We start from the raw sequence: 22,609 nt of genomic DNA, 5'->3' as shown, positions 1-22,609 counted from the left end.
AAGACCCGCTTACGCTTCCGCTGCTTCGCGCCGCGGCACGATGCGCACCGGCTGGAACTCCTGGGCGGCGGCCCCTTGCACGCACGCTTGCCAGGGATCTTTCTCGCCCTGCAGCGCGTAGAGCAGCCGCTCGTACAGGGCGCGCCGCCCCTGGGGGTCGTCCACGATGCGGGACTTCACGTAATCGAGCCCCACTCGGCTCACCCAGTGCACCGTGCGGTCCAGATAGCGGGCTTCCTCCCGGTAGAGCTGGAGAAAGGCGCCGCAGTACTCGAGCACTTCCTCGTGGGTTTTCACCTTCACCAGGAACTGGGCCACCTCGGCCTTGATGCCGCCGTTGCCGGCCACATAGATCTCCCAGCCGGAATCCACGCCGATCACGCCCACGTCCTTGATGGTGGACTCGGCGCAGTTGCGCGGACAGCCGGAGACCGCCATCTTCACCTTGTGGGGCGCCCACATGCGCTCGAACGCCTTCTCCAGCTCGATGCCCATGCGGGTGGAATCCTGCACGCCGAAGCGGCACCATTCGCTCCCGACGCAAGTCTTCACCGTGCGCAGCGCCTTCCCGTAGGCGTAGCCGGAGGGCATACCCAGGTCCGCCCATACCTTGGGCAGGTCCTCCTTCTTCACCCCCAGGAGGTCGATGCGCTGGCCGCCGGTGATCTTGACCGTGGGGATCCGGTACTTCTCGGCCACGTCGGCGATGCGGCGCAACTGCTGAGGCGAAGTCACCCCCCCGTAGATGCGCGGCACGACCGAATACGTGCCGTCCTTCTGGATGTTGGCGTGGGCCCGCTCGTTGATGAAACGGGACTGGGGATCGTCCCGGGCTTCGTGGGGCCAGGTGGAGATCAAATAATAGTTGAGCGCCGGACGGCAGGTGGCGCAACCGTTGGGGGTACGCCAATTGAGGAACTCCATGGTCTCGGGGATGGAGAGCAGCTTCTCCTCCCGGATGGCCTTGCGCACTTCCTCGTGGGTGAGATCGGTGCAGCCGCACAGGGGCTTCGCCGTGGGCTGGGGCGCGTAGGCGCCGCCGATGGTGGAGGCGAGGATCTGTTCCACCAGCCCGGTGCACGAGCCGCAGGAGGAAGAGGCCTTGGTGTGCCTGCGCACGTCCTCCAGGGTGAACAGCCCTTTCTCTTTGATGGCCTTCACGATGGCGCCCTTGCACACGCCGTTGCAGCCGCAGACCTCCATGTCGTCGGCCATGGCGGCGGCCTTGTTCTGGCCCTGGTGGCCAGCGTTGCCCAGGTGGGTCTGGCCGAACATCAGGTGATCGCGGATTTCGGCGATGTTCTGGCGGTCGCGCAGCAACTGGAAATACCAGGCGCCGTCCACCGTGTCGCCGTAGAGCACGCTGCCCACCAGCACGTTGTCCCGAATCACCAGCTTCTTGTACACGCCTCCCACCGGGTCGGAGAGCACGATCTCTTCCGAGCCCTCATCGCCCATGAAATCGCCCGCGGAGAACACGTCGATGCCGGTCACCTTGAGCTTGGTGGAGGTGACCGAGCCCTCGTAGCGGCCGATGCCCATCATGGCCAGGTGGTTGGCGCACACCCGCGCCTGCTCGAACAGGGGCGCCACCAGTCCATAGGTGACGCCCCGGTGGCTCACGCACTCGCCCACCGCGTAGATGCGCGGATCGAACGTTTGCATGGTATCGTTCACCACAATCCCCCGGTGGCAATGCAGCCCCGCCGCCTCAGCTAGCGCCGTGTTGGGGCGGATACCCACCGCCATCACCACCAGCTCCGCCGGAAGCTCGGTGCCGTCGGCGAAACGCACCGCTTTCACCCGCCCGTCTTCGCCGCCGACGATTTCCTTGGTCTGGGTCTTCAGCCGGAACTTGAGGCCCCGTGCCTCCAGCGATTTCTGCAACAGTCCCGCCGCCGTGGGGTCGAGCTGCCGTTCCATCAGCCACTCCATGAGATGGACCACGGTCACGTCCATGCCCCGGAGCTTGAGCCCGTTGGCCGCCTCCAGTCCCAGCAGCCCCCCGCCGATCACGACCGCATGGCGATGTCTGGCCGCTGCCTCGATCATGGCGTGGGTGTCCTCCACGTCCCGGTAGGTGATGACCCCATCCAGGTCGTTGCCGGGAATGGGCAGGATCACCGGGTTGGAGCCAGTGGCGAGCAGTAGCCGGTCGTAGGGCGCCTGGGTGCCATCCTCGGCCTCCACCACCCTTTTCACCCGGTCGATCTTCACGACCCTTTTGCCGAGGTGGAGATGGATCCCGTGCTGAACGTACCAATCCAGATCGTTTAGGATGATGTCCTGGAGGGTCTGCTCCCCCGCCAGCACCGGCGAGAGCAGAATGCGATTGTAGTTGGGATAGGCTTCCGCGCCGAATACGGTAATGTCGTACAAATCGGGGGCGAGCTTGAGCAGCTCCTCCAGGGTCCGCACCCCGGCCATGCCGTTGCCCACCACCACGAGTCTCGGTCTGATCACCGCACCCTCCTTCTTCAGGCGATTCATCCCATGCCGGCCATGAACGAAAAAGCGCCCAAGACCTCGGAAACCGCCCGTCCGACGGTCGTGGACGCCTTTGTCCTCGAGAACTTCCGTCCCTTAGCCGATCGGGCTGGGGTCTGATCGCTCGGCCGCCGTTGGCCGGAAGCCCGTGGGGGAACCCTTCGCGCTCCCCCGCTTCACTCCCTGTTTAGCAACTGCTGTGCCAGGCGCCGGGAAAGGGCCGGAGACGGTTTTTCTCCCACGGGGATCGGATCTTGCGCCTCCGCACCCCTGGGGTCGCTCCGGCTCAGTGCACCGGAGCGGTGCGCTCTGGCCGGCGATGCACGCCTATGGTGCCGCTCAAGCCCCCGCCATGAGCAAGTAGATCAGGATCAGGTTCACCGCCAAAGAAGCGAGGGCCGCCCATTGCCACAGCACCAGGGGATCGCGTTCCACCAGGGGGGTCGCGCGCCGCACCCCGATTGGCCGCTGGTCTCCCCGTTCCAGGGCCAGCACCATCTCCTCCGCCGTCTCGAACCTGTGCCGCGGGTCCCGAGCCACCGCTTTCAGGATCACGTCCTCGAACCAGGTGGGGATATCCGGCCGGTAGCGGGACGGGGGAACTGGATCGCCGAAGCGCGGGCGTTGGAACGGCTCGATCTCGCCGTAGGGATAACGGCGGGTGAGTAGGTGGTAAAGGCTCACCCCGGCGGCATAGAGATCCGATTGCACGCTGGCGGGTTCTCCGGCGACGCGCTCCGGCGCCATGTAGCTGGGGGTGCCGGGGTTTGCCGGGGAAGCCCCGGCCGTTTCCCCGGCGTGGAGCGCCACCCCCAGGTCTAGCACCCGCAGCCGGCCGTCGGCCCCCAGGTGGACGTTGGCGGGCTTCAGGTCCCGGTGCAGCACCCGCATGCGGTGCAGGTGGCCCAAGGCCTTGCCCAGACGGATGCCGATAGAAACCGCCTCCGCCACGCTGAAGTGCCTGCCCCGGTCCAGGTGCTGCTGCAGCGTGGCTCCCGGGTGATAGGTCATCACGTAATAGAGAAAGCGGCGCGAGCCCGGAGGCAGCGGAACGACCTGCGGAAAGTAATGGGCCAGCACCCGCCCAGCGAGCCATTCTTCGGACAGAAGCGCCTCCAGGCTTTCCCGGTCGTCCCGCAAGGCGGGCTGCAGAGTTTTCAGCACCAGGGCCTGGCCGCTTTCCCCGTGCCGCACCTGGTAAAGCAGCGTCGCCCGGGATTCGTGCAGTAGCGCCTCCACCACGAAATCGTCGATGCGCTGCCCGGGCCTCAGCCGCGGCGGCAGGGGAAGCTGGCGACCCAGGTCCGCAAGATCCCGCCATTCCCGGGGTGGCACTTCCCTCACCCGCACCACCAGGGCAGTGGCGTTGTCGTGGCCGCCCCGGGCGAGCGCCTCCCGCACCAGGGTCTCGGCGGCGCGCCGGGGCGCCTCGTAGAGGCGCAGGATCTCGTGGATGCGCCGCTCACCCAGCGGCTCCCAGACGCCATCGCTAGCGAGCAGGAACACGTCCCCGGCCGCGAGCTCTCCCTCGCTGTAGTCCACCGCCAGGTGCTGGTCGAGCCCCACCGCCCGCCGCAGCACGTGGCGCAGGTCCGGCCGCTCCCACACGTGATCGTTCGTGAGCCGCTCCAGGGAGTGCTTGCGCAGGCAATAGATGCGGGTGTCGCCCACGTGGGCGACCCAGTAGCGATGGCCCCGCAGCACCAGCAGGCTCAGGGTGCTCGCCATGCCCTGGAGTTCCCGATGGACAGCCGCCTGGGCGAGCAACCACCGGTTGATGGCCGCCAGCACCTTGTCCAGGGCGTAGGGAACGTTCCAGGTCTCGGGGGTGGCGTAGTAGTCTGAGAGAACCCCGCGCACGGTACACTCGGCCGCCTCGCGGCCGCCGCCGTTGCCGCCCACGCCATCGGCCACGGCGAAGGCGAGGCCCTTGGACCAGCGTTGCTCGTCCTCGGGGGTGACGACGCCGAAGCAGTCCTCGTTGCGGCTGCGCCGGCCCGCCTCGGTCGCGTGGCCGAATTCCACCTCGAGCCGCGCGGCCGCGCTCTGCCCGGGCGGCGCGGCTTGGCGGATGGATTCGGACGCAGCGCTGACCATGGAAGGTGAAAACGCTCAAACCCTGGCGGCGGTCATGTGAGGCGCGCCCCAAGTGGTGCGCCAGCGGGTCCTCACCCCGTAGAGCCCCGCGAGCGCCAGCAATCCCAGTCCCGCAAAGACAAGCAGCCCCAGCTGATAGTCTCCGGTCAGCTCTTTCGAGTAGCCCAGGCTGGAGGCGAGAAAGAAGCCGCCCAGCCCGCCCGCCATGCCCACCAGCCCCGTCATGACGCCGATCTCCTTCCGAAACCGCTGGGGCACCAGCTGGAACACGGCACCGTTGCCCATGCCGAGGCACAGCATCGCCGCGACGAACACCGAAAGCGCCATCCATGCCTGGCCCAAGCCGGTGGCCGCCAGCCCGATCAGAAGCGAGGCCAGCGTATACATGGCGAGCAGCGACCGGATTCCGCCCAAGCGGTCCGCCATCGCCCCGCCCACAGGACGCACCAAGGAGCCGGCGAACACGCACGCGGCGGTGAAATAGCCGGCCGACACGGCGTCAAGACCGTACTGGTCATTGAAATAGATGGTCAGCGACGAGGCCAGACCGACGAAGCCGCCGAAAGTGACGCTGTAGAAGAACATGAACCACCAGGCGTCCCGATCTTTAAGCACGCGCAAGTACTCGGCAAGCGGCTTGGGCGCCGGGCATTCCGGGCTGTCCTTGGCGAGCGCCAGATAGATCACAAGCGCGATGCCGAGCGGGATCAAGGCCAGACCGAAGACGTTGTTCCACCCGAACGCCTGGGCGAGCCCGGGGGCGAAGAGCGCTGCCAGCACCGTGCCGGAGTTGCCGGCGCCCGCGATGCCCAGGGCGGTTCCCTGGTGCTCGGGAGGATACCAACGGGAAGCAAGCGGCAGCGCCACCGCAAAGGAGGCGCCCGCGACCCCCAGGAACGCGCCCAGGAGCAGCGCCTGCTGGAACGTGTGAATGCCCCACAGCCATGCCACCGCGAGGGCGGCCATCACCACGACCTGTCCGACCACACCGGCGCGTTTGGGCTTCAAGTGATCCACCAGCACCCCCATGACGATGCGCAGCAACGCGCCAGCGAGCACGGGAGTTGCCACCAGGAGTCCCTTCTGGCTCGCGGTGAGCCCCAGGTCCGCCGCGATCTGCACCGCCAGCGGACCCAGAATCACCCACACCATGAAGCTTAAATCGAAGTAAAGAAACGCCGCCAGCAGCGTGGGCGCGTGGCCCGACTTCCAGAAGCCTGCCTTCATTTGATTCGATTCCTTTCGATCCAGGGATGTTAAGCCGCCGGGCGCATCTGGCGCCGGTACAAGAACTCAAGCACACGGCCCCGCAACTGGTGGTAGCGCGCCTCGGCCGTCAGGGCCACCCGGTCCCGGGGACGCGCCAAGTCCACCGGCACCACTTCTCCCACCGTCGCGGCGGGTCCGTTGGTCATTAGCACGATGGCATCCGACAGAAGCACCGCCTCGTCCACGTCGTGGGTGATCATGAGCACGGTGTTGCCGAGCCGGGCATGGATTTCCATCACCGAGTCTTGCAAGTGGGCCCGCGTCAGGGCATCCAGCGCGCCGAAGGGCTCATCCATCAGCAGCACTTTGGGCTCCATGGCAAGCGCCCGCGCGATTCCGACGCGCTGCTTCATGCCGCCGGAGATCTCCGAAGGACGCTTGTCCTTGGCGGCCGCCATGTGGGTGAGCTCCAAGTTGTAAAGCGTCCACTCGTGGCGCTCGGCGCGAGTCTTGCGGTCGCGGAACACCTTGTCCACCGCCAGCCGCACGTTCTCGTACACCGTCAGCCACGGCAGCAGGGAGTGGTTCTGGAACACCACGGCCCGGTCGGGGCCGGGGCCGCGCACCTCGCGCCCGTCCAAAAGCACGATGCCCTCGGTCGCCTCAAGAAGGCCTGCCACGATGTTGAGCACCGTGGTCTTGCCGCACCCGGAATGGCCGATGATGGAAACAAAAGCGCCCCTGTCCACGGCCAGATCCACGTTCTCCACGGCGCAATATGCGCCCGTAGGCGTGTGGAAGGTCATGCCGACCCGCTCGAGCTGGAGATAGGAAGACACGGTGCGCACTCCTTCAGCGGGCGTTGTAGTCGAAGCGGCGCGAGAGCGCGTTCATCACCGCTTCCAGCACGATTCCGACAGCGCCGATCAAGACGATGGCGACGATGATGCTGGGCACGGAGAGGTTGTTCCACTCATCCCAGACGAAGAAGCCGATGCCGATTCCGCCGGTCAGCATCTCGGCAGCGACGATCACCATCCACGCGATGCCGAGGGACAGACGCATGCCGGTTATCACGTAAGGGAGCGCTGCCGGCAGCATCACCTTGCGCGCGATCTCCAGCGGCCCCAGCTTGAGCACGGCCGCGACGTTGAGATAATCCTTCGGCACCGCCCGCACCCCCGCCGCCGTATTGATGATCATGGGCCAGATGCTGGTGATGAAGATGACGAACACCGCCGACGGGTTCACCGCCTTGAATAGAAGCAGCCCGATGGGCAGCCACGCCAGGGGGCTCACCGGCCGCAGCACCTGGATGAGCGGCTGCCACGCCCGGTGGAAGGTAACGCTCATGCCCATGAGGAAGCCGACCGGAATCCCCACGAGCGCCGCGAGGCCGAACCCCGCCCCGACCCGCGCCAGCGAATAGGCAAGCTGCCAGCCAATTCCCTTGTCATTGGGTCCGTTGTCATAGAACGGATTGGCAAGCAGCTCGACGGCCCGATCCCAGGTCTGGCCCGGCGTGGGAAGCTCGGTAGCGATGTGCTCCTGCATGAAGGCCCAAGCCCCCAGCACGATGAGGAAAGTCAGTCCCGCCAGGGACATGGAAGTCAGAGCCGCGGCCGTCTTTGCAGCCAGCCGAGACTCGGGCTTGCGCCCCACGCTGGCGGGCGCCACGCGCGGTGCGCCGCGCGATCGCGGCGTCGGGTCTCGCGTCTCCGCCCGTCGTTCCTCGCGCACGACCATTGCCAGGTTGACAGGTTTTGCGGTCATGGTGAGCTCTCCGGTTTGATCGGCCGCAGCCGCGGGTGCATCGGCCCGAAGCGGCTACGCATTCAGTTTCGCCAGATCAGACATCGCCGCCTTCATGTTCTTGATCTTGAACCCGGCCAAGTACTGCATGAGCTTGCTCGGGTCATAGCGCATGCCATCGAAGAACAAGTCCGGGCCCATCTCGATGGGCTGGGTGGCCTGGGTCAGCGTCCACTTGCCTTGGTGGACACCTTCCGGCTTGTGGTCGATGGTGGGATAGGGAACGCCCAGCTCCTTGGCCGCTTGCCGGTAAAGGTCCGCCCGATACACGGAAGCGGCCGTTTTCTTGATGTCGATGGGCGTTTCAATCTGGCCCCAGCGCAACATCTGGGTGAGAAACCACGCCGCGTGGGACTGCCAGGGAAACGTGGCCGCGTAGCGGTAGAAGACGTTGAAGTCCGGGAGCGGCCGGGGCTGTTCCTCCTTCGCGTAGCGGAAGGTGCCGGTCATGGACATCTTCACCACGTCCTCCGGCGCGTTCACGTAGGCCTTCTGGGAGATGATTTTCACGACCTCCATGCGGTTTTCCGGCTTGTCCATCCACTGGGCCGCCTCGATCAGCGCCTTGATGGCTGCCTTATGGGTGTTGGGGTGCTTCTCCGCCCACTCCAGGTTCACGCCGAACACTTTCTCCGGGTTGTTGTTCCAGATCTCGTAGTTGGTGACAAGCACGCGGCCGATGCCCATTTCCACCGCTCGCGAGTTCCACGGCTCGCCGACGCAATAGCCGACGATGTTCTTGGCGTTCAAGTTGGCCACCATCTGCGGGGGCGGAATGACGATCAGCCGCACGTCGTTGTCGGGATCGATGCCCGCGGAAGCCATCCAATAGCGGATTTCGTAGTTGTGGGTCGACACCGGGAAAACCATGGCGAAGGTCATGGGCGGCTTTCCCGCGGCCTTGTCCGCGTCGATCACTTTCTTGAGCGCCCGAGCACTCAAGGGGCGCTCGCTCATCGCCGCCGGATCGGCTTCCACCATCCGCTCGTAGAGCTCGTTGGAGACGGTAATGGCGTTTCCGTTGAGATCCATGCTGAAGGCGGTGATGGTGGGCTTGGGCGTGGCGCCGATTCCGAGGGAGGCGGCGATCGGCATCCCAGCCAGCATGTGGGCGCCATCCAGCGCGCCGATCGCCACTTTGTCCCGGATGTTGGCCCAGGAAGCCTCCTTCGACACCGTGACGTCGAGGCCGTACTTCTTGAAGTAGCCCTTCTCGAATGCCACCACGATGGGCGCGCAGTCGGTGAGGGGAATGATGCCGAGCATGAGCTTGGTCTTCTCCAGACCTTCGGAGCCTGCCGCCCACGCGGCCGAGCGGATGGCGGGCGGCACCAGCGACAGGATGGAGGCGCCGGCCGCCACGCCGGCCAGCTTGATCACGCGGCGCCGCTCCGGGTTGACAGGCCCCGGATGGCCGTTGCAATGCGTGCTTTCGGTCATTTCGTCTCCTCGAAACAGGTCACCCAAAAGACAACACAAAAAAAGAAAGCGCCCTGACATTGCGGTTTGCTCCACAATTCAGGACGCCTTTGTCCTTCCGCCGGGCCGGTCTTTCCCGCGCTCCGCCCAGCGGCTGCGCTCCGACGCTGGAACGCTTGCCCGAAGGCCTTTCATGCAGGGAGCATGCCAGCTCCCCGCATCCCGCATTTTTCCAGACGTGCCAAGGTGTTGCAGGCCGATCCCGCCATCGCCGGCCGTGCCCGCCATGCCGCCCGCACCATCGCGGTGCGCCGCTGCACCAAATCAGCCCAATCGCTTCATGAAATCGATCACATCCCGCGCCACGTCCGCCAGCCGCATCTTCCTGTCCATGGCCATCTTGCGCAGGAGGCGGTACGCCTCCTCCTCATCGACGCCACGCGCCTTCATGATGACGCCCTTGGCGCGCTCGACCACCTTGCGCTCGTCGAGCCGCGTTTGCGCTTCCGCCAGCGCCCGTCTGAGCGCCTGGTCCGCCTCGAAGCGCGCGATCGCCACGCGTAGAATACTGTCGATGCGCGCGGGGTCGATGCCGTCCACCACGTAAGCCGAAACGCCCGCCCGAATGGCCGCCTCGATGGTCTGCGCGCTCCGGTCGGCAGTGAACAGGACGATGGGCCGCGGCGTCGCACGGGTCACGGCGCAGAGCTGCTCCAGCACGTCGCGGCTCGGGGACTCGGCGTCGACGATGACCACATCGGGCTTGAGTTTCAGGACCAGCTCGTGGAGCTCGAAAGCCGAGCGCGCCTGAGCTGCCACCTCGCACCCTACCGCGGTCAGGGCTTCCTTGAGCAGGCCCACATCCCTGGCCGTATCGTCCACCAGAATCACGCGCATGGAAGCTCCGTTGTTTCCGAGCAGCGCCGCCAAGTCCGGCTCCAACCGATAAAAAAAATCCACCCCGCCTGCCAGTCAGGAAGGACTTCGTTGTCCACGCGGGACCCCTGCTGGTCACAATCGTTCGGCGCCGCTCCACAGCGGCAGCGGCACGCAACGGCTCGCGGGCTCGCACCGCCGCTGCTCGCTTCCAAAACCCAAACGCAACGTCTGTGCCACCCGCAACGCGGCGGGAGGAGCGCCTTGATTTCAATCGGAATACGAAGCGACCGGAGAATCAGCCCGTGGGCGAAGACAGAGGCATCGCCGCCCCGCCGTGGTGCGGTGCGCTTTGACGATGCACCAAGTCGAGACGTCAGTGCCCCGTCACGACAAGCAACTTGCAGGACACGACACCAGAACCTATCCCAACATCGAACAGGGTGCGTGGAGCGCAGCGAAGCGCATCGCGTACCCGCGCGCCAATCTGGAGCACGCCGCGACATTCGTGGCCAACATCATGCAGAGGGCGATGCTGGTGACGCTCCTCGGTCTCATGCTTGTGGCGATGACCATGCCCGAGGCCTCCCTCCTGGGAATACATCCGTTATCGTTCGCGCATCCCGTCGCCTATGTCTACGGGATGCGCATGGTGAGGCAGGCCCATACGCAACGCCATGGGCCGGCTGCCGCCGCGGAACGCCGACTCAGAGGAACTCGGTCCTGGCGGCCTCCACGGCATCGCGGAGCCTGCGGGCCGCACGCTCGACCTCGTGCTTCAGGTCTTCGAAGACGGCGTCCCGGGCTTCCGGAAGCCGCCGCACCAGGCGCTCGAGCTCCCGGGCCTGGCGCCGCAGGGCGAGCACCCGCTCGTCGGCCCGCAGCCTGCCGCTTTCGGAAAGTTGCGCGGCCCGGCGCTCGAGGCGATCGATCTCGGCTTCCCAGGCCCGCAGGCGGGAACCGATCGAGCGCAGGTAGGCGTCGCGCATGCCCATGGGGCTTCTCCGGGTAGATCTATCCCGCGGCCCCCAGTGCTGCCGCCAGGGCCACCGCCGCCAATCCCAGGGCGGCGCCCGCAGCCATGCGGGAAGCGCGCAAGGCCCGCTCCAGACTTTCGTTGGCGTTGACCTGCTTCTCCAGCGCCTGGGCCAGGCGCTGGATCTGCTCGGCAAGCTCGGCGGTAAGCCTCGCCTGGTCGGTGAAATGGCGCTCCAGCGCCTCGAGCCGGGCGCTCAAGTCCCGCTCCCGCCCGGTGCTGCGGGCCGTCATCCACGAGGAGACGATGCGTTCGGCGACGGACACGAGCGGTCCGATGGACTTCAGGATCGGCATGAGCTCAATGGCCATGGGCTCCTCTCGATGCCATCTCGGGCTAACACAATGGAAGAATGCTAACCGATGCGCGAGCGCCAGAACACCGGGGAGCCGCTCCACCGCCGTCCTTCCCGGCGGCCCACGGCGCGCTTAGAATAACGACCTTGCGCGCCGTGGGACCGGAGCACGAGCAACGCCGCCTGCCGCGAACTTTCGAGAGCCGGCGCGGCGTTTGTCGCCTCCCGGCCCACCCGATGCCTGCTAGGTTCGAATAGGAAGCGAGATCTCCGATCCATGGGCGCCGAAATCCACGCTGTTCATCCCCCCGCGCCCGGGACTCCGGAAGCGCTGAGCGTGAGCCCCGTGCTCGGCACGCCCGACCGGCTGCTGGTGCACTACGCCGAAATCGGCATCAAGGGCCAGAACCGGCCCCGCTTCGCCGAGTTGCTGCGCCAGAACATTGAGCACCGGCTGCGCCGGGCGGGCGCGGCGGCCCGGGCGCGCTTGACCCACGACGGCCTGTACGTGGAGATCCCGCCCGGCGCCGAGCTGGAGCGGCTGGTGACCGCCGTCGCCCAGGTGCCGGGCATCGCCTGGTTCGCTCCCGCCTATTCCTTTCCCCGGCCGGCCGCAGGCTGGAGCGAAACGGACGTCCAGCGCCTCGAAGCGGCCCTGGTCGCCCTCGCCCGGGCGAAGGCCCCCGAGCCGACGTTCAAGGTCCGGGTGAAGCGCTCCGACAAGCGCTTTCCTCTCAACTCCAGCGAGCTCGCCCGGCGCTTCGGCGCGGCGATCATCGCGGGCTCCGGCTGGTCCAAGGTGAACCTGGAATCCCCTGATCGGGTTTTCGGCGTGCACATCGCCCGGGAGGCCGCCTACCTCTTCACCGACCGGGTGGAAGGCATCGGCGGGCTGCCGGTGGGCGCGAGCGGGCGGGTGTTGGCCCTCCTCTCCGGCGGGATCGACTCTCCGGTGGCAGCCTACCTCATGGCGAAGCGGGGCTGCCGGGTGGATTTCCTGCACGTGGCGGCGACCCGCATCGACCAGGAAAGCGTGGCGGCGAGCCCGGTAGCGGAGCTGGCGCGGCTGCTGTCCCGCTACACGCTGCGCTCACGCTTGTTTGTCGTGCCTTCGGCCCGCTTCGACATCGGGCTGCTCCAGCGCCGCAGCGCCTACGAGCAAGTGCTGTTTCGCCGCTTCGCCGCCCGCGTGGCCGAGCGGCTCGCCCGGCGCCTCGGCGCGCCGGCCCTGGTGGCGGGGGACAGCCTGGGCCAGGTAGCCTCCCAAACCCTCAAGAACATGGTCACCATGTCGGCGGCGGTGGAGCTGCCGATCCTCAGGCCTCTCCTCGCCTACGACAAGCGGGAGATCATCGACCTCGCCCGCGCGATCGGGACCTACGAGACCTCCATCCGGCCGTACAAGGACTGCTGCTCCCTCCTCTCTCCCCAGCCGCGGACCGCCTCGCGGCACGAAGAGGTGAGCGCTCTGGAGTCCGAACTCTTCCCCGACTACGGCGTCCTGGTGGAGCAGACCCTGACGGAAGCGATCTGCTTCACCTTCGACTGCGGGGAGCGGATCCAAGAGCCTGTGGGCCTCTCGGCAACCGGGATGGCAGGTGCCGACCGGAACCCGGCCCATCAGGCTGGCCCCGCCCTCGAGGAGTGACGCCATGAAAACGTTTCTGGTGTTGATCATCGGCGGCCTGCTCGGCGCCATCGCAGGCTTTGCCGCCGGCATTTTCGCCTATCCGTACATCTTCCTCGCCGACATCGTCGCGACGGAACAGGTGAACAACCCCGTCGGCCGCCAGGTGGTGGCAAGGGGAACCTTCATCCACGCCAATCCCTCAGATCCGATCCATTACGGCAAGGGGCGGGTGACGGTGTATCGGGACCTGGTGCACCTGGAAAGCAATTTCGAAGTGGGCCCGTGACCGAAGTTTCACGTCTACCTGGTGCCCGAGAAGAACGTGATGCCCGACACCGACGCGGCCAGAACCATGTACGTGGATCTCGGACGGCTCAAGGTATTCAAGGGTAGCCAGAACTACCCGATTCCGGAAGGCATGGACCTTTCCAATTACGAGAGCATGGTGATCTGGTGCGAGCAGTTCGGCGTGCTCATCTCGCCGGCACCCCTCGATCCGTTCTAGCCGGCGGCGCAAGTCCTGGCTGGGAGAAATCCTTGACTTCGACTGACCGTTGCGTCCCGCGGGGCTGCCTTCTCTCCGGGGCAGAGCCTCGCCCCGTTCAGCGCGGCGTTTGCCCTCAGAACTGCCCCAGTAGCACGTACAGCCAAAACAGGGTAAAGAGCGCCGGCGCGCCGATCAGGTAATACTTCGACGGCACGGCACCGGCGACCCGGTGGATGAGCTTGGCGCGCGCCAGGGCCGCACCGCCTTCGTGCAGGTGAAACCGAGCGTCCCCCGGGTAGCGGGCCGCCAGGTCGTCGAGCTTCGCGCCCCACACGTCCTGGAAAAGGACGGTGCGGCCGATAGAGAAGACCCACACCAGGGAGACGACGAAGCCGGCCAGGTAGATGAAGATAGGCCAGGACTGGGCATCCGTGGCGAACGCCAGCTCCACCCCGATCGCCAGCAAGGCGTTGGCCAGCAGCAGGACCTGCAGCTTTTGGGTCTTGATCACGTTTTCCCGTGCCCAGAGATCCATGAGCAAGCGGTAGCTCTGCCAGTCGCGCTCGGTCTCGCTCTCCATCGGCGATCCTCCCCTCTTTTGGCCGGCTCAAGCCTTGCGGCGCGCCCGGGCGATCCGCTCGCCGTCGCCCTCGCCCGCCTCCGGTCGATTCCGAATCTCCATGGGCCTTTCCTCCAGCGGCCCTATGGTACCAGCGTTCGCCCCAGCCGACGCCGGCTCCTCAGCGCAAACCCGCGAGAAACTTCTCGAGCCGCTTCACCGACACGGGATAAGGGGTCTTCAACTCCTGGGCGAAGAGCGACACTCGCAGTTCTTCCAGCATCCAGCGGAATTCCTCCAGCCGGGGGTCGGGGGCGCCGGTCTTGCGGCTGCGCTCCAGGCGTTGCTGCCATTCGCTCGCCAGGCGTTGGATTTCCCTCGTCCACCTGGCATCTCGCTCGCCGAAGTCCCGCAGCTTTTCCAGCCGCCGCTGCACGGCCTTGAGGTAACGCGGGTATTCCGCGAGGCGCGGGTACGGCGTGGCAGCGAGGAAGCCCCGGCGGACCAGGGAGTCCAGTTGCCAGGTCACATCCGGCGCTACGTGTTTCCACGCCCGCGCGGCGGGACTCGCCAGCAGTTTTCTCGCCGCCTGGGCTTCGGTCAGGATCTGGGTGAGAAGCCGGATGTACTCTTCTCCCACCACCGGGAGCTTGGCCCGCACCTGCTTGGCCCGGGCCTCGTAATCGCGGCGGGTCCGGATCGGGGATTCGTCGCTCCATACCGCCCGGTCGGCGATCGCCGAGACGAGCTCCTCCTTGAGCGCTTCCCCGTCCCCGTAAGGGGCGTAGAGCATGGCGAGCTGGGGTGCGTCCCGTAGCCTCCGCTCCATCTGCTTCAACGGCTCTTTGAGCTCCAAGCGGAACAGGCGGTTGATCCCCGCGCGAGATGCCGCCGCCGCTTTTTCCGCGGTCTCCAACAGGGTAAGCCGCACCGACTCTCCCTCGTCCACCAGGGCCGGGTAACCTATGAGGACATGCCCGCCGCGACGGAATTCCACCGCTTCCGGCAGCTCCAGGTCGCCCCAGCGCTCGAGCCCCGGGCGTTCCCAGGCGCCCTCGGGGGCGAACGCGGCCTGGGCCCGCTCCCCCAGCGCCCGGCGCAGCGCGTTCAGGTCCCGCCCCATGGCGAGCTCCGCCCCTTTTTCGTCCACCACCCGGAAGTTCATGTGGAGATGGGCCGGAAGCGCCACCGCCCGCAGCACGTCCGGGGGCACCTCCACGCCGCGCATCCGGGTCAACACGCGGCTCAGGGCTTCCGTCAAGGGCGTTGCCTTCGAGAACCGGTCCAGGGCCGTCAGGGCCTCGGTGACGGATTCCGGGAGCGGCACGAAGGCCCGGCGCAAGGACTTGGGAAGCCCGCGGATCAGGGCGTTCAACTTCTCCCGCAGCATGCCCGGTACCAGCCACTCGAAGGGGGCGGCGGGGAGCTGATTGAGCAAGGGGAGGGGCACGGTGGCGGTGACCCCGTCCAGGGGATGGCCGGGCTCGAAGCGATAGGAAAGCCCGAGTTCCACCCCGTTCACGTCCAGCCGCTCCGGGTAGAGGTCCTCGGTGATGTCTTCCGCTTCATGCCGCATGAGATCCTCGCGGGCCATGAACAGGAGCCGGGGATTCTTCGCTTCCGCCTCTTTGCGCCAGCGCTCGAAAGAGTGGCCGTTGTACACGCCGGGCGGAATGCGGACGTCGTAGAAGGCGAACATGCGCTCTTCGTCCACCAGCACGTCCTGGCGCCGGGACTTGTGCTCCAGCGCTTCGATTTCTTCCCGCAGCCTTTCGTTGTGCCGGAAAAACTCGCCCCGGGTGTCGAACTCGCCGGCTACCAGGCCGCGGCGGATGAAGATCTCCCGGGACGCCTTCGGATCGATGGGGCCGTAGTGGACCCGGCGGCGCGGCACCACCACGAGGCCGTGGAGGGACACCTGCTCCCAGGCGACCACCTGGGCGCCGCTCTTCTCCCAGCGGGGCTCGAAGTAGCTGCGCTTGACCAAATGGGCGCCCGCTTGCTCGATCCACTCCGGCTCGATGGCGGCCACGCACCGGGCGTAGAGGCGGGTAGTTTCCACGAGTTCCGCGGCGACGATCCACTTGGGCGCTTTCCGCCGCAAGCCGGAGCCCGGGTGGATCAGGAACTTGATGCCCCGGGCACCCTGGTACTCCCCCGGCCCCTCCCCCTTCATTCCGACGTTGCCGAGAAGCCCCGCCAGCAGGGCCCGGTGGATCTGCTCGTAAGTGGCCGGGGCTTCGTTCGGCCGCATGCCCATCTCGGTCACCAGGGCATGGAGCTGGCCGTGGATGTCGCGCCATTCCCGCAGCCGCAGGTAGGAAAGGAAGCGCCCATGGATTTCTTCCCGCAGCTTGCGGTTGGATTTCTTGTGCTTGAGCGCTTCGTCGAAAAATTTCCAGAGCTTAAGGTACGACAGGAAATCGGAGCGCTCGTCGGCGAACTCGGCGTGGGCCTCCCCCGCCGCCTGCTGCTTCTCCAGCGGCCGCTCCCGCGGGTCCTGCACCGACAGGGCGGAGGCGATGACGAGTACCTCGTTCAAGCAATGCTCGTCGCGGGCCGCGAGGATCATGCGCCCGATGCGCGGGTCGATGGGGAGCCGCGCCAGCTCCCGGCCAATCTTGGTAATGCGGCGGTTCTCGTCCATGGCGCCCAGCTCGGCGAGGAGCTGATAGCCGTCGGCGATAGCCTTGGGCGCCGGCGGGTCCACGAAGGGAAAGCACTCCACTTCGCCCAGGTTCAACGCCTGCATGCGCAGGATGACGGAGGCGAGGGACGAGCGCAGGATCTCCGGGTCGGTGAAACGGGGCCGGGCGTTGAAGTCCTCCTCCGAGTACAGGCGGATCGCCACCCCGCTCGCCACCCGCCCGCAGCGGCCCGCCCGCTGGTTGGCGGAGGCCTGGGAGATCTTCTCGGTGACAAGTTGCTCAACCTTGTTGCGGTAGCTGTAGCGATTGACGCGGGCGTAGCCCGGATCGATGACGTAGCGGATGCCCGGCACGGTGAGGGAGGTCTCGGCCACGTTGGTGGCGAGCACGATGCGCCGTCCCCGGGAGGGCTCGAACACCCGTTCCTGCTCGGCGGCGGAAAGCCGGGCATAGAGGGGCAGGATTTCCGTCCCCGCCGGATGGTGCTTGCGCAACGCCTCGGAGGTCTCCCGGATCTCCCGCTCCCCCGGGAGAAACACCAGGATGTCTCCGGGCCCGGTGCGATGGGCCTCGTCCACCGCGTCGAGGATGGCGCCAGTCAAATCCCGCTCCTCGTCCCGCTCCGGCTCGGCCCAGGGACGATAGCGGATCTCCACCGGATAGAGCCGGCCGGAGACCTCCACCACCGGGGCACCGCCGAAATGCCGGGCAAAGCGCTCGGCATCGAGGGTGGCGGAGGTGATGATGACTTTGAGATCGGGGCGCTCGGGCAGGAGCTGCTTCACGTAGCCCAGCAGGAAATCGATGTTGAGGCTGCGCTCGTGGGCCTCGTCGATGATGAGGGTGTCGTAGGCCGCAAGCAGCGGATCGCTCTGGGTCTCGGCCAGCAGGATGCCGTCGGTCATGAGCTTGATGCAGGTCGTCTCCGACACCTTGTCGGAGAAACGCACCTGGTAGCCCACCGCCTGGCCCAGGGGTGTGGCCAACTCCCGGGCGATGCGGGCGGCCACCGTGCGAGCGGCGATGCGCCGCGGCTGGGTATGGCCGATCAACCCCGCGACACCCCGTTTCAATTCCAGGCAGAGCTTGGGAAGCTGGGTCGTTTTCCCCGAGCCCGTCTCCCCGCAGACGATCACCACCGGGTGGGCCGCGATGGCGGCGGCGATTTCCTCCCGCTTCTGGGAAACCGGCAGCTCCGGGGGAAACGTGGGCACGGGCAGCCGCGCCAGTCGCTCCTGAAAACGGGCGGCGGAGGCTTCCAGCCTGGCTTCCAGCATCCGCAGCCGAGCCGGGTCGCTCCCCCGAGCGCCCAGGCGCGCGATCTCCGCCGCCAGGGTCGGGCGGTCGCGCGCCATGGTCTCGGCCAGTCGGGCCGAGAGGCGCTCCAGCAGGGGACGGCCGCGCAAGGCGGCAGGCACAACCATGGGAAAGCGAAGCTGAAAGCAAATTTTTTATTTTACAATGACCTTTTCCGGGCGCTTTCAGCCATGGACATTCCAGCATCCCTCATCCAGGTCCTCCCTCGGGCCCGGCGCGTTGCGGCCCTCACCGGTGCCGGCGTCTCCGCCGAATCGGGCGTCCCCACGTTCCGGGACGCCCAAACGGGACTCTGGGCCCAGTACGATCCCCACGAGCTGGCCACGCCGGAAGCCTTCCAGCGCAATCCCCGGCTCGTGTGGGAGTGGTACGCCTGGCGCCGAGAGAAGGTGGCGGGGGTCGAGCCCAACCCTGGTCACTACGCCCTCGCCGAGATGGAACGCCGGTTTCCCGAATTCACCCTCATCACCCAGAACGTGGATGGGCTGCACCGGCGCGCGGGCAGCCGCCGGATGCTAGAACTCCACGGCGACATCACCCGCAGCAAGTGTTTCGCCTGCGGCCGCCCCGCGGAGGCCTGGGCGGAAACGGGGGAGATCCCGCCCCGCTGCCCGGCCTGCGGCGGCCGGCTCAGGCCGGACGTGGTCTGGTTCGGGGAGATGCTGCCCGAGAGGGCGCTCGCGGCGGCCATGGACGCCGCCGCCCGTTGCGACGTCTTTCTCAGCATCGGCACTTCGAGTCTCGTCTACCCCGCGGCCGCCTTGCCGGAAATGGCCCTAGGAGCGGGCGCGGTCGTGGTGGAAATCAACCCCTCCGAAACGCCCCTCACCCCTCGCGCCACCTACTCCCTGCGCGGACCGTCGGGTGTGGTGCTCCCGGCCCTGCTCGCCGCCCTTCGGTCCGAAGCCGGTCGATCGGGTGCGGGCGCGGCCCTCGATTGAGCCGCGCGCCATACGCGCACCGCCAGCGCGAGCAGCGTCATCCCGGTCAGCGGCAGTACGAACAGCAGCATCACGCTGCCGAACGCCGGCAGCGCGTCGTGTTCCGTGGCCTTGAGGATCAGGTGAGCGGTGTAGGCGGCGTAGTAGAGCAGGAACAAGGCCCCTTCCCAGCGGACGATCAAGTGGCCGGTGAAAAAGATCGGCAGGCAGGCCACCGCCACTGCGATCATCGCCGGGATGTCGAAGGCGAGCGCCGTGGGGCGACCGCGATGCCATCAATCAGAAAGAGCAACACCGTGACGGCAATCTCCTCCCTGTCCTCTCAGCCCGCTTTTTGCGATCCTTCGGCGGCCGGCCTGTACACCATGCTCAAGACCACGGACGCGGCCAGGATCGCCGCCACCACGGCGAGCGACACGAACACGGGGATCTTGTAGAAGTCGGCGATCAGCATCTTCACGCCGATGAACATCAGGATCAACGCCAGCCCGTAGCTCAGGAGATGGAAGCGCCCGGCGAACCCCGCCAGCAGAAAGTACATCGCCCTCAGCCCCAGGATGGCGAACACGTTGGAAGTCAGCACGATGAATGGATCCAGGGTGATGGCGAAGATCGCCGGGATGCTGTCCACGGCGAAGACCACGTCGGTCACGCCCACCATGACCATGACCACGAACAGGGGCGTGGCCCATCGCACCCCGTTCCGGGTCACGAAAAACCGCTCTTCGTGGAATTCCGGGGTGATCCGCAGATGACCGCGCAGCCAGCGCAGCATCGGGTTGCGCTCCAGGTCCGGCTTGGCGTCGGCGAACACCCACATCTTGACGCCGGTCGCCAGGAGAAACGCGCCGAACAGATACAGCACCCAGTGAAAGCGGGCGATGAGCCAGGCGCCGCCCAGAATCATGGCCGCGCGCAGCACGATGGCGCCCACGATCCCGTAAATCAGGACCCGGCGCTGGTATTTGAGGGGCACGGCGAAGTAGCTGAACAGCATCAGGAACACGAAGATGTTGTCCACCGCCAGCGACTTCTCCACCAGATAGCCGGTCAGGAACTCGGTCACCTTGAGATTGGCCAGGCTGCGGCCGTGCTGGAGGTCCAGGTACCACCACAGCAGGCCGGCGAAGGCGAGGGAAAGGGCGACCCACAGGGCGGACCACCAGGCTGCCTCCCGCAGCGGGACGCGCCGGGAGCCCTTGCGTTCCAGGAGCAGGATGTCCGCGGCGAGGGCGGCCACGACGAAGACGGCGAAGGCCGCCCACATCCAGGGGGTACCGATGGTCTCTGGCATGACTATCTCCTTTGCAGCTCGTTGGCGGGGTGCCCCGTCCCCGAACCGCCAGCCATCGGCCTGGCCTGAAAATAAAAAAGACCTTTGCCGGCGCTGGCAAAGGTCTCGCTTGCAACCGCAGGTTGCCGGCAGGACCGGGGCGGTGCCCGGATTGACGATCCCGCCGCGAGAGCCCATTGAGACGGGCTCCGTCGAGCTACTCCCCTTTGGGGCTGGCGCGGCTTAAGCGCGCCGGTGCGAATTCTACCGAGTTTGGCGGGCGGTCGGCAAAAAAGTTCCGGCGTCCGCGCGCGTCACTGGATAAACCCAAGGGCAAGGCACAGGGGCAGGGTCAGCCAGAAGGCCACGGTGCTCCAGCCGATGAGGAGCGCCGCCGCTTCGTGGTCTAGGCGGAAGCGGTCGGCCAGCAGCAGGGCCGTCATCATGGTGGGCGTGGTCCCTTCCACCACCGCCGCGTACTCGGGCTCCCCCATGGGGGCGAACAGAAGGCGGGCGGCCACCCACACCAGCGCCGGCACCACCAGAAGCTTGACCGCGGCCACCGCCAGGATCTCCCCCTTCGGGATCAGGGCGCGCCACGGCACCGTGAGCCCGAGCACGAAAAGGATCACCGGGATGGTGGCCTGGCCGATGAAGCGGGTGGCGTTGACCAGGGGCTCGTAGACCCAGCCCAGGGACTGGAGCCCGATACCCAGCACGAAGGCCCAGATGGGGGGCATGGTGGCGACGACGCGCCACACCGAGGGCTGGTCGGCGGCATTGCCCCGGTGGGACCCCAGGCGGGTGCAGATCCACACCCCCACGCTCCACACCACCGGGATGGTCATCAGCATGTCGTTGAACACCGCGTAGCGCAGCGCCTCTGGCCCGTAGAAGAACTGCAGCACCGGCACCCCGATGTTGAAGGTGTTGCCGAACATGCCGCCCACCATCAGCACCGCCCGGGTCGTGTCGTTGAGAGGGCGGCCGATCGGAGAACGATAGAGGATCCAGTACAGCACGACCCCGGAGGCCAGGGAGCCGATGCCCACCAGCAGGGGCACCCGCAGCAGGTCGCCGGTGATGGGCGTGGTGGCGGAGACGGAGAAGATGATGGCCGGGTAGAAGACGTACATCACCAGCCGGTTGAGCTGGCTGCGCAGGGGGGCGAGAGGCGCGTCGCGGAAGACAAGGGGCCAGAGCGCCCCTGCCACCACCAGCAGGGACAGGGGCAGCATCACCTGCACCATCAGGCCGACGAGCTGGGAGTAGCGGTCCATCGGTCCTCAAATCCCGGTGGGGCGCAAGCTGGCGGGAAGCGCAGGCGCGCGGGCCTGCCCTTCTTCTGTGGGCAGCGTCCCGGCCTTCGCCGCCTATCTTTTGCCCTTCGCCTCCGGGTTGACCAGATCGGGAGGATCGCCCCGGGTCAAGGCCGCCACCAGGTTTTCAGCGGCCTTTTTGGCCATGTTGAAACGGGTGGAGCGGGTCGCGCTGGCGATGTGGGGCGCCAGCACCACGTTCTTGAGCCGGAGGAACTCGGGGTGGAGATTCGGCTCGTTTTCGTACACGTCGAGCCCAGCAGCGGCGATGGTGCCGTTCCGCAGGGCCTCCGCCAGCGCCGCGTCGTCCACCACCCCGCCTCGGGCGGCGTTAATGAGGATGGCAGTACGCTTCATCTTCTTGAACTCGGCGGCGCCGATCAGGTGGTGGGTCTCGGGCGTGTAAGGACAGTGCAGGGTCACGAAGTCCGAGCGGGCGAGGAGCTCCTCCTTGGATACGAAGGTGGCGCTGCAGCGGCGCTCCACATCCGGCGCGATCCGGTGGCGGTTCCAGTAGAGCACCTGCATGTCGAATCCGAGGGCGCGCCGGGCCACCGCCTGGCCGATGCGTCCCATGCCGATGATGCCGAGGGTGGCCCCGTGCACGTCGGCCCCCAGGAGTTGCTTCAACTCCCAGCGCTTCCACCGGCCGTCGCGCAGGTAGGCCTCCGCCTCGGTTAGGCGCCTGGCCGCCCCGAGGAGGAGGGCCCAGGTGAAGTCGGCGGTGGCTTCATCCAGGACCCCGGGCGTGTTGGTAACCAGGATACCCCGGCGCGTGCATTCCGCCACGTCGATGTTGTTGTAGCCTACGGCGATGTTGGCCACCGCCTTGAGCCTGGGCGCCTTGTCGAGAAGCGCGGCGTCGATCCGGTCCACGATGGAGACCATCGCGCCGTCCTTGTCCGCCAGGCGTTGCGCCAGGTCCTCGGGACCCCACACGGCGTCGCCCTGGTTGTCGCTCACCTCGAAGTGCTGCCGCAGAAAATCGAGGACTTCGTCGAAGATTTCCCGAGTGACGAGGACTTTAGGCTTCATGGTCGATGGTTCTGAGGGCGGAAAAGTCGGGCATTCCCGCACGCGGGCTCAGTCCGCCCGTGCACGGCGCGACGCCATTATACCGTCCCGCCCGCCCCGGAAGCCCGCCAGCGCGGGTGCCCTCCCCGGAAAAGCTCCGGGCGCAGAGGCCCAGGCGGCGCTCCCTGGA

Annotated in this window: 18 protein-coding genes and 1 pseudogene; 4 read left to right on the top strand and 15 right to left on the bottom strand. The window is 66.9% G+C overall.

Annotated elements, in window-relative coordinates; all coding sequences use genetic code 11:
- Window positions 1-9: 9 nt before the first annotated feature.
- From nirB to ACTFO6_RS11125, 9 genes are all read right to left on the bottom strand, one after another.
- A complete protein-coding gene (gene nirB / locus ACTFO6_RS11165) occupies window positions 10-2,427 on the bottom strand; it encodes a nitrite reductase large subunit NirB (protein WP_439934593.1) in 2,418 nt (805 codons plus the stop codon).
- Between the two features lie 399 nt (window positions 2,428-2,826).
- Window positions 2,827-4,584, bottom strand: a complete 1,758-nt coding sequence (locus ACTFO6_RS11160) for a bifunctional protein-serine/threonine kinase/phosphatase (RefSeq protein WP_439934532.1) — start codon at window positions 4,582-4,584, stop codon at window positions 2,827-2,829.
- Between the two features lie 15 nt (window positions 4,585-4,599).
- On the bottom strand, window positions 4,600-5,811 hold the full coding sequence (locus ACTFO6_RS11155) for a nitrate/nitrite transporter (RefSeq protein WP_439934531.1): 1,212 nt from the start codon (window positions 5,809-5,811) through the stop codon (window positions 4,600-4,602).
- Between the two features lie 29 nt (window positions 5,812-5,840).
- Window positions 5,841-6,632 carry an ABC transporter ATP-binding protein gene (locus ACTFO6_RS11150; protein WP_439934530.1) on the bottom strand — a complete coding sequence of 264 codons (792 nt, stop codon included), beginning with the start codon at window positions 6,630-6,632 and terminating at the stop codon, window positions 5,841-5,843.
- 13 nt (window positions 6,633-6,645) lie between these two features.
- Window positions 6,646-7,566: a nitrate ABC transporter permease gene (ntrB, locus tag ACTFO6_RS11145; RefSeq protein WP_439934529.1), complete on the bottom strand. Its 921-nt coding sequence runs from the start codon at window positions 7,564-7,566 to the stop codon at window positions 6,646-6,648.
- Window positions 7,567-7,620: 54 nt separating this feature from the next.
- Complete coding sequence (locus ACTFO6_RS11140) at window positions 7,621-9,045, bottom strand: CmpA/NrtA family ABC transporter substrate-binding protein (RefSeq protein ID WP_439934528.1); 1,425 nt, start codon at window positions 9,043-9,045, stop codon at window positions 7,621-7,623.
- A 303-nt stretch (window positions 9,046-9,348) separates the two neighbouring features.
- Window positions 9,349-9,921, bottom strand: coding sequence for an ANTAR domain-containing response regulator (locus ACTFO6_RS11135; protein WP_439934527.1), 573 nt, complete (start codon window positions 9,919-9,921; stop codon window positions 9,349-9,351).
- Window positions 9,922-10,607: 686 nt separating this feature from the next.
- Window positions 10,608-10,895 carry a hypothetical protein gene (locus ACTFO6_RS11130; RefSeq protein ID WP_439934526.1) on the bottom strand — a complete coding sequence of 96 codons (288 nt, stop codon included), beginning with the start codon at window positions 10,893-10,895 and terminating at the stop codon, window positions 10,608-10,610.
- 19 nt (window positions 10,896-10,914) lie between these two features.
- Entirely contained in the window at window positions 10,915-11,247 is a 333-nt protein-coding gene (locus ACTFO6_RS11125) for a hypothetical protein (protein ID WP_439934525.1), read from the bottom strand.
- A 321-nt stretch (window positions 11,248-11,568) separates the two neighbouring features.
- Between ACTFO6_RS11125 and thiI the strand changes: the two genes are divergently transcribed.
- From thiI to ACTFO6_RS11110, 3 genes and pseudogenes are all read left to right on the top strand, one after another.
- On the top strand, window positions 11,569-12,879 hold the full coding sequence (thiI, locus tag ACTFO6_RS11120; RefSeq protein WP_439934524.1) for a tRNA uracil 4-sulfurtransferase ThiI: 1,311 nt from the start codon (window positions 11,569-11,571) through the stop codon (window positions 12,877-12,879).
- Window positions 12,880-12,883: 4 nt separating this feature from the next.
- Window positions 12,884-13,147: a hypothetical protein gene (locus ACTFO6_RS11115; RefSeq protein WP_439934523.1), complete on the top strand. Its 264-nt coding sequence runs from the start codon at window positions 12,884-12,886 to the stop codon at window positions 13,145-13,147.
- Window positions 13,148-13,159: 12 nt separating this feature from the next.
- A pseudogene (locus tag ACTFO6_RS11110) lies at window positions 13,160-13,366 on the top strand (DM13 domain-containing protein); the annotation flags it as partial.
- Between the two features lie 115 nt (window positions 13,367-13,481).
- Here ACTFO6_RS11110 and ACTFO6_RS11105 read toward each other — a convergent pair.
- A complete protein-coding gene (locus tag ACTFO6_RS11105) occupies window positions 13,482-13,928 on the bottom strand; it encodes a hypothetical protein (protein ID WP_439934522.1) in 447 nt (148 codons plus the stop codon).
- 160 nt (window positions 13,929-14,088) lie between these two features.
- On the bottom strand, window positions 14,089-17,910 hold the full coding sequence (gene hrpA, locus ACTFO6_RS11100; RefSeq protein WP_439934592.1) for an ATP-dependent RNA helicase HrpA: 3,822 nt from the start codon (window positions 17,908-17,910) through the stop codon (window positions 14,089-14,091).
- Window positions 17,911-18,042: 132 nt separating this feature from the next.
- On the opposite strand from hrpA, the gene ACTFO6_RS11095 reads away from it, so the two are divergent.
- Entirely contained in the window at window positions 18,043-18,813 is a 771-nt protein-coding gene (locus ACTFO6_RS11095; RefSeq protein ID WP_439934521.1) for an SIR2 family NAD-dependent protein deacylase, read from the top strand.
- On the opposite strand, the gene ACTFO6_RS11090 is transcribed toward ACTFO6_RS11095, so the two are convergent.
- From ACTFO6_RS11090 to ACTFO6_RS11075, 4 genes are all read right to left on the bottom strand, one after another.
- Window positions 18,714-19,043, bottom strand: coding sequence for a hypothetical protein (locus ACTFO6_RS11090; protein WP_439934520.1), 330 nt, complete (start codon window positions 19,041-19,043; stop codon window positions 18,714-18,716). The two genes, ACTFO6_RS11095 and ACTFO6_RS11090, sit on opposite strands and share 100 nt — an antisense overlap.
- Window positions 19,044-19,135: 92 nt before the next feature.
- A complete protein-coding gene (locus tag ACTFO6_RS11085; RefSeq protein ID WP_439934519.1) occupies window positions 19,136-20,107 on the bottom strand; it encodes a TerC family protein in 972 nt (323 codons plus the stop codon).
- A 293-nt stretch (window positions 20,108-20,400) separates the two neighbouring features.
- Entirely contained in the window at window positions 20,401-21,366 is a 966-nt protein-coding gene (locus ACTFO6_RS11080; RefSeq protein WP_439934518.1) for an AEC family transporter, read from the bottom strand.
- A gap of 93 nt (window positions 21,367-21,459) precedes the next feature.
- Complete coding sequence (locus tag ACTFO6_RS11075; RefSeq protein WP_439934517.1) at window positions 21,460-22,440, bottom strand: 2-hydroxyacid dehydrogenase; 981 nt, start codon at window positions 22,438-22,440, stop codon at window positions 21,460-21,462.
- Window positions 22,441-22,609: the final 169 nt, after the last annotated feature.

This window comes from Pelomicrobium sp. G1, assembly GCF_051905455.1.
GTDB lineage: Bacteria > Pseudomonadota > Gammaproteobacteria > Burkholderiales > UBA6910 > Pelomicrobium.
Note: the sequence above shows the minus strand (reverse complement) of the source record. Positions and strands in the feature narration are given on the sequence as shown.